At 74.3% G+C, this 7,014-nt stretch carries 7 protein-coding genes and 1 tRNA gene; 5 read left to right on the forward strand and 3 right to left on the reverse strand.

Features of this window, described 5'->3' with window-relative positions; translation table 11 throughout:
• The 4 genes from AC0CYZ_RS08775 to AC0CYZ_RS08790 form a co-directional block, all read left to right on the forward strand.
• A partial coding sequence (locus AC0CYZ_RS08775; RefSeq protein ID WP_472214341.1) for an NYN domain-containing protein occupies nucleotides 1-281 on the forward strand: 281 nt, incomplete at its 5' end.
• Nucleotides 282-330: 49 nt separating this feature from the next.
• On the forward strand, nucleotides 331-870 hold the full coding sequence (locus AC0CYZ_RS08780) for a polyketide cyclase (RefSeq protein WP_472214343.1): 540 nt from the start codon (nucleotides 331-333) through the stop codon (nucleotides 868-870).
• On the forward strand, nucleotides 867-2,183 hold the full coding sequence (locus tag AC0CYZ_RS08785) for an amidohydrolase family protein (RefSeq protein WP_472214344.1): 1,317 nt from the start codon (nucleotides 867-869) through the stop codon (nucleotides 2,181-2,183). Before AC0CYZ_RS08780 ends, AC0CYZ_RS08785 begins: the two co-directional genes overlap by 4 nt.
• Nucleotides 2,184-2,262: 79 nt before the next feature.
• The gene (locus tag AC0CYZ_RS08790) at nucleotides 2,263-4,155 is read left to right on the forward strand and encodes a propionyl-CoA synthetase (protein WP_472214346.1); all 1,893 of its coding nucleotides are present in this window, start codon (nucleotides 2,263-2,265) and stop codon (nucleotides 4,153-4,155) included.
• Nucleotides 4,156-4,223: 68 nt separating this feature from the next.
• On the opposite strand, the gene AC0CYZ_RS08795 is transcribed toward AC0CYZ_RS08790, so the two are convergent.
• Complete coding sequence (locus AC0CYZ_RS08795) at nucleotides 4,224-5,012, reverse strand: transglycosylase SLT domain-containing protein (protein ID WP_472214348.1); 789 nt, start codon at nucleotides 5,010-5,012, stop codon at nucleotides 4,224-4,226.
• Between the two features lie 547 nt (nucleotides 5,013-5,559).
• Complete coding sequence (locus AC0CYZ_RS08800) at nucleotides 5,560-6,495, reverse strand: alpha/beta hydrolase (RefSeq protein WP_472214350.1); 936 nt, start codon at nucleotides 6,493-6,495, stop codon at nucleotides 5,560-5,562.
• A 105-nt stretch (nucleotides 6,496-6,600) separates the two neighbouring features.
• On the opposite strand from AC0CYZ_RS08800, the gene AC0CYZ_RS08805 reads away from it, so the two are divergent.
• Nucleotides 6,601-6,858, forward strand: coding sequence for a hypothetical protein (locus AC0CYZ_RS08805; RefSeq protein WP_472214352.1), 258 nt, complete (start codon nucleotides 6,601-6,603; stop codon nucleotides 6,856-6,858).
• 71 nt (nucleotides 6,859-6,929) lie between these two features.
• Here the strand turns inward: AC0CYZ_RS08805 and AC0CYZ_RS08810 are convergent.
• A tRNA-Gly gene (locus tag AC0CYZ_RS08810) sits at nucleotides 6,930-7,003 on the reverse strand.
• Nucleotides 7,004-7,014: the final 11 nt, after the last annotated feature.

Genomic DNA, 7,014 nt, shown 5'->3' on the forward strand with positions numbered 1-7,014 from the left:
TCGAGGGCGGGCTGGCCCACGTCGTCGTCGCCTCCGGGGACGGGCGGGCGTTCCGGGAACCGCTCGAGGAGCTCGTCGAGGCGGGCATCCGGGTCACCGTCATCGGGTTCCGGGAGTACGCCGCGTTCGCCGTGGCCTCCGAGGTCGTCACGTTCCTCGACCTCGAGGAGATCGAGGGCGTGTTCCGCGAGCCGCTGCCGCGCGTCAGCCTCGACACGCTGCCCCCCGGTGGCGCCTGGCTCCAGCCGCTGCGGTCGCTGCGCTCGCTGCTGGAGCGGTAGCCCGTCCGGCGAGGGGCGCCCCTCGTCGGAACTCGGCACACTCGCCGACGTGGACGCGCCGTCGCACTGGGGGACCTCGTCGCTGGAGCGCGCCCGCCGCACGCCCGCCGACGACGTCGTCCCGCATCCCGCCGCGCGCTGGACCCGCGGCGTCACCAGCCACGCCGACCCCGCGGCGCTCTGGCGCTGGGTCACCCAGCTCACCGTCGCGCCCTACAGCTACGACCTCGTCGACAACCGCGGCCGCCCCAGCCCCCGCGAGCTCACCCCCGGCGCCGAGCGGCTGCACGTCGGTCAGCGGCTCCTCGTCCTCTTCGTGATCGACTCGTTCGTCGACGGCGAGCACCTCACGCTGCGCCTGCGCCGGCCCGGCCACGGGGTGCTCGGCGAGTTCGCGATCACCTACGCCGTGCGCCCCGACGGCCCGGGACGCACCCGCCTCGTCGCGACCGTGGTCGTCGGCGGGACCCGCGGCACCCTCGGGACCCTGGTAGGTCACGCGCTCGCCTGGGGCGACCTCGTGATGATGCGCCGCCAGCTGACCCGTCTCGCGGCCCTCGCCGCGCGATCACCAGACTGGGCGGCATGAGCGCCCGGCGACTCCACGCCCCGATCGTCCTGACCTGCGAGCAGGGGATGCCCGTCCTGCGCGACGCGGTCGTCGACGTCGACGACGTCGGGCGCATCGCCCACGTCGGGCCGCGCGCGGACGCTCCCCCCACGGACGCCCCGACGACGACGGTGACCGGCCTGCTCATGCCCGGCCTGGTCAACACCCACGCGCACACGCCGCTCGCGCTGCTGCGGGGCATGGGCGGCGACCTGCCGCTGATGCGCTGGCTCACCGAGGTCGTGTGGCCGGCGGAGGCGCGCCTCGAGGCCCCGGACGTGCGCGCCGGGATGCTCGCGGGCGGGCTGGAGATGCTGCGCCACGGCGTCACGACCTCCACCGAAATGTACTTCTGGGCCGACACCGTGGTCGACGCCGTCCTCGAGCTCGGGTCCCGCGTCGTCATGACCCCCGGCATCATCACCGCGCCCGGCATGGACCGCCTCGGCACGTGGGAGCAGATGCGCGACGCGGTCTCCCGGTGGATCGACGCCGACGGCCTGCGGTTCGGGCCGGGGGAGCGCGTCGAGCTCGGGTACGGCGCCCACTCGGCGTACACGCTGAGCGCCGAGGCGGTCGCGACGACGGCGGCCGCGGCCCGGGAGCGCGGCGCGCTGCTCCACATCCACGTCGCCGAGGCGAAGGGCGAGGACGACGAGGTCCGCAGCGTCTACGGGTCGGTCCCGGCGATGCTCGAGACGACCGGCAGCCTCGACGGCCGGGTGCTCGCGGCGCACGCCATCCAGCTCTCCGACCAGGACCTGGAGATCTTCGCCCGGCACGACGTCGCCGTCGCGCACTGCCCCGGCTCGAACGCGAAGCTCGCGGCCGGCGTCGCGCGGGTCGCGGACATGCTCACCGCCGGGCTGCGCGTGGGCCTCGGCACCGACTCGCCGGCCTCCAACGACGACCTCGACCTGTGGGAGGAGCAGCGGCTCGCGTCGCTGTTCGCCCGCCAGCGCGGCGCCGACGCCACCGCGCTCACCGCCGCCGACGTCCTGCGCCTGGCCACGGCCGACGGCGCCGACGCGCTGGGGCGCGACGACCTGGGCCGGTTGCGGCCCGGGGCCTGGGCCGACGTGGTGCACATGGACCTCGACGACGCGGCCTTCGTCGACCCGGACGACGACGCCCAGCTGGTGTCCAACCTCGTGTGGTCCGCCGGCGCGCGGTCGGTGCGCGACGTGTGGGTGGCCGGCGAGCCGGTGCTCGTCGACCGCGCGCCCACCCGGGTGGACCCGGGGGAGGTCCTCGCCGCCGCCCGGACGTCGGCGCGGCGGATCAAGGGCTGAGGGGCCCGGCGGCCGCGGGGGCGTCTCCACGCCGTCCGGACGGGTGCGCCAGGTCACGTCGCGTGGCAATCTCGCGCCCATGAGTGGCGAGTACCGGCAGGCGTACCAGCGGAGCATGACCGACCCCGACGGCTTCTGGCGCGAGGCCGCCGGCCTGATCGACTGGTACACCGAGCCCGAGACGATCATGGACGTCTCCGCGCTGCCGTTCTCCCGCTGGTTCGCCGGCGGTGAGCTCAACACCTGTCACAACTGCCTCGACCGGCACGTCGACGCCGGGCGCGGCGACCAGCTCGCCCTGATCCACGACAGCCCCGTCACGCAGTCGGTCACCCGTTACACCTACGCCGAGCTGCGCGACGTGGTCGCCCGCTTCGCCGGGGTGCTCCGCTCGGTCGGCGTCGACAAGGGCGATCGCGTGATCATCTACATGCCGATGATCCCCGAGGCCGCGATCGCGATGCTCGCGTGCGCGCGGCTCGGCGCGGTCCACAGCGTGGTGTTCGGCGGGTTCGCCGCGCGCGAGCTCGCGGTGCGGATCGACGACGCGGAGCCCTCGGCGATCGTGTCCGCGTCCTGCGGGATCGAGGGCAAGCGGGTCATCGAGTACAAGCCGCTGCTGGACAAGGCGATCGAGCTGGCCGAGCACGACCCGGGCCGCTCGATCGTGCTCCAGCGCCCGCAGGCCGAGGCGTCGCTGGGCGAGCGCGACGTGGACTGGGCCGAGGCGATGCGCGACGCCGAACCCACCGAGTGCGTCGCCGTCGCCGCCACCGACCCGCTCTACGTCCTCTACACCTCGGGAACGACCGGCAAGCCGAAGGGCGTGCAGCGCGACAACGGCGGCCACGCGGTGGCGCTGCGCTGGTCGATGGACGCCGTCTACGACGTCGGGCCGGGCGAGGTCATGTTCACCGCGTCCGACGTCGGCTGGGTCGTCGGGCACTCCTACATCGTCTACGCGCCGCTGCTCACCGGAGCGACGACGGTGCTCTACGAGGGCAAGCCGATCGGCACGCCCGATGCGGGCCAGTTCTGGCGCGTCGTCGCCGACCACGGGGTGAAGGCGCTGTTCACCGCGCCGACGGCCTTCCGCGGCATCAAGAAGGAGGACCCCGAGGCGTCCTACCTCGGGCAGTACGACGTGTCCTCGCTGAAGACGCTCTTCCTCGCCGGCGAGCGCCTCGACCCGGAGACCTACCACTGGGCGTCGGAGAAGCTGGGCATCCCGGTGGTCGACCACTGGTGGCAGACCGAGACCGGCTGGCCCATCGCCGCCAACCTGCGCGGGCTCGAGCCGATGGAGCTCAAGGCGGGCTCGCCGTCGGTGCCGGTGCCCGGCTACCAGATCGAGATCCTCGACGTCGACGGGTCACCGCTGCCGCGCGGCGAGGAGGGCGCCATCGTCATCAAGCTGCCGCTGCCCCCGGGCTGCCTGCAGACGCTGTGGAACGACGACGAGCGGTTCCGCGAGTCCTACATGTCGCGCTACGAGGGGTACTACCTGACCGGCGACGGCGGCTTCCTCGACGAGGACGACTACCTGTTCGTCATGGGCCGTACCGACGACGTCATCAACGTCGCCGGGCACCGCCTGTCCACCGGCTCGATGGAGGAGGTGCTCGCCGGGCACCCCGACGTCGCCGAGTGCGCCGTCATCGGCGTCGCGGACCAGATGAAGGGTCAGGTGCCCCGCGGGTTCGTCGTGCTCAAGGCGGGTGTGGAGCGCACCGAGGACGAGCTCGGTCCGGAGCTGGTGGCGATGGTCCGCGACCAGGTCGGGGCGGTCGCGTCGTTCAAGGACGTCGCGGTGGTGCCGGCCCTGCCCAAGACCCGCTCGGGGAAGGTGCTGCGCAAGACGATGCGCAACATCGCCGACGGCAAGGACGAGGCGGTGCCCTCGACGATCGACGACGCGTCGGTGCTCGACACCCTGCGCCCGGTGCTGCAGAAGGGGCCCCTGGGCGCGTAGGTGCCTCCGGCTCGTGAGCACTTCCCCGTGTCATACGGCGGATTAGTGCTCACGAGCCCGGAGGGCACCTAGCCCAGCCCGTCGTCGGGGAGCTTCGCGCCGCCGTAGCCGATGTAGCTGCCCGACGAGTTGCGCAGCCCGCCGGCCATGACCGCGTCGATCCCGTGGTTGGCGATCATGGTGCGGACCCCGGCGGTGATGTTCGCGACCGGGTCGAAGATGCCCTTGTCGGCCAGCGACGGGAGCACGGCGTTGCGGAACGTCGTGTCGATGAGCTGCATGAGGCCCTTCGACGGCGTGCCGGCGGCGGCGTTGGAGTCCCAGCCGTTGACGGCGTGCGGGTTGCCCGTGGACTCCCGCATGATGATCTTCTTGACGCCGGGGGCGAGCTTCTGCGGCAGCCCCATGAGGCCGAGCGCCTTCTCGATCTGGCCGTCGAGGGAGTCGTCGTCGCCCGCGGTGTACGCGCGGCCGAACTGTGCCGGCCCGTTCTCGCGGGCGACCGACATCGCCTTGCTGAGGTCCTCGACGCCCGACGCGGCCGGCTTCGCGGCGGCCGCCAGGTCGGCGGAGGACATGGCGACGGTGGAGACGTCGCTGATCGCGCGCGAGCCCCCGGCCGACCCGCCCGCGCCCTGCGCCGCGGCGAGCGACATCTGCGCGGCGGAGAGCTGGGTGGTGGCCGCCGACTCGGCGTCGGCGCTGTGGGTCGTGTCCAGGGCCGCGACGGCGGGGACGACGGCCCCGGCGGCGACGGCCGCGACGAGGATCCTGCTGGAGGTGCCGGCGGAGAGGGAGCGCGGCGCGGGGCGGCGGGCGGCGGGGCGCGGGTCGTGGACCGTGACGCGGGACGGCATCGGGCGGGCCGGCCCACGCAGTGCCGGCGCCGGAGCGGCGAATCCGGGCGTGTAGCCGAAGGCGGGCCGGGTAACCCAGCCCGGAGTACCTGCCGGGGTGCCGTGTCGCGCCATAGTGCTCGCCCTTCGCCGGAGGGGATCGCATCGACGAGGCCGCTGGGGAGCATGACAACCGGCGGGAAGTCGTGACCTTGTCGTGATCTGGACTGCTGGAACGTAGCGAGGTCGTCACCCTGCGCGCTGCCGAGGGTGGACTGCGACGTGTCCCGGGACGCGGTGACCGCCACCGTCTGCGGTCGACGGTGACCCCGAGTGGCCCAGGGCTGCCGTTGGTCGACGTCACCCGCCTCGACAGCGGCGAATTCCGCACGATGAGCGGTCGGCTCGACCCGGAGCCCGCCCGGCGGACGGGTGAACGGCCGGCCGATGGCGCGCCGCGACCTCCCGGCGACGGGAGCGGACGACTCGTCGTGATCGGCGCGTCCGAGGGCGTCGAATCGGACGTTCGGCCGATCCGCCTCAGCGGGCCCTCAGCTCGGCGCCGCCCTCACCCGGTCGCCGCCAGCAGCTCGGCCAGGAGCTCGAGGGCGCGGTCACCCTCCGCCCGGGCGGCCACGGAGGCCGCGCCCAGCCCGAAGTAGCCGTGCACGAGGCCCTGGCCGTGCAGCTCCCGCACCGTCACGCCGGCCGCCGTCATCGCCGCGGCGTGCACCAGCCCCTCGTCGCGCAGCGGGTCGAGATCGGCGGTGGCCACGACCGCCGGCGCCAGGTCGCCGAGCTCGCCGAGCCGGGCGGCCTCCCCGAGGTTCACCGACGGGTCGAGCCGCGCCTGCTCCCCGGGCACGTAGCGCTCCCAGAACCACCGCATGTCCGCGGCGGTGAGGAACGGCCCGTCGGCGTTCTCGACGACGCTCGGGTGCGACATCGTCGGGTCCAGGCCCGGGTAGAGGAGCAGCTGCGCGTCCAGGCGCGGACCCCAGTCGCGGGCGAGCAGCGCGCAGCCCGCGGCGAGTCCGGCCCCGGCACTGTCGCCGCCGACCACCAGGCGCCCGCCGAACTGCGTCGACGCCCAGCGCAGCGCCGCGTGGGCGTCCTGGAGCGCCGCGGGGTGCGGATGCTCCGGAGCGAGGCGGTAGTCCACGGACACGACCCGGGCGCCGAGGGCGTGGGCGACCCGACGCGCGGCGGCGTCGGCGGTGTCGAGGTCGCCGAGCACCCAGCCCCCGCCGTGCAGCCACACCACCGTCACGCCCCGGGGCTCCTCGGGGGCGTACACGCGGACGACGACGTCGGCGTCCGGCCCGGCGACCACGTCGTCGTGCACGGAGGCGACGGGCTCGGCGTCCGCGCCGCGCCGGATCAGCGCGAGGTCGCGGTAGTTCCGCCGGGCCTCGGCGACGTCCGGGCGGGTCAGCGGCAGCCAGCCGTCGGCGGCGAGGCGCTCGATGGCGGTGGCGAGCTCGGGGTCCAGGGCGCTGCTCACCCCCGGAGCCTGTCATCGACCCCCGACGGCCCACCGCCCGCTCTGGTCCCCGGGCCCGCCGAGGGGCACTCTCGCGGGAGGACGGTCACGACCCGAGGAGGACGGATGGCCGAGGAACCCGCGGACGAGCGACCCGAGGGCGGGGGCGACGACCCCGGCCCGACCGGCGAGTCCGCGCTGAGCGCCGCCGTCGACGACGCCCTGGCGGACGAGGTGAAGCGGCAGCGGGCACGGTTCGTGCAGGAGATCCTCGGGATCGACCGCGCCGAGGGCGTCGGTCGCGGTGAGGAGCGCTGGAACGAGGCGCTGCTGCGCGACCACCGACGGGCGCTCGGCCTCGAGCCGCCGGACGAGGCCCCCTGACGAGGCCGGGAACGACGACGGCCCGCCTCCGGATGTTCCGGCGACGGGCCCGTGACCTGCGATGACGTTCCTGGAGCGAGTGACGGGAATCGAACCCGCGTTCTCAGCTTGGGAAGCTGATGTTCTACCATTGAACTACACTCGCCTGCTGCGCTC

This window comes from Actinomycetospora sp. (assembly GCF_055612215.1).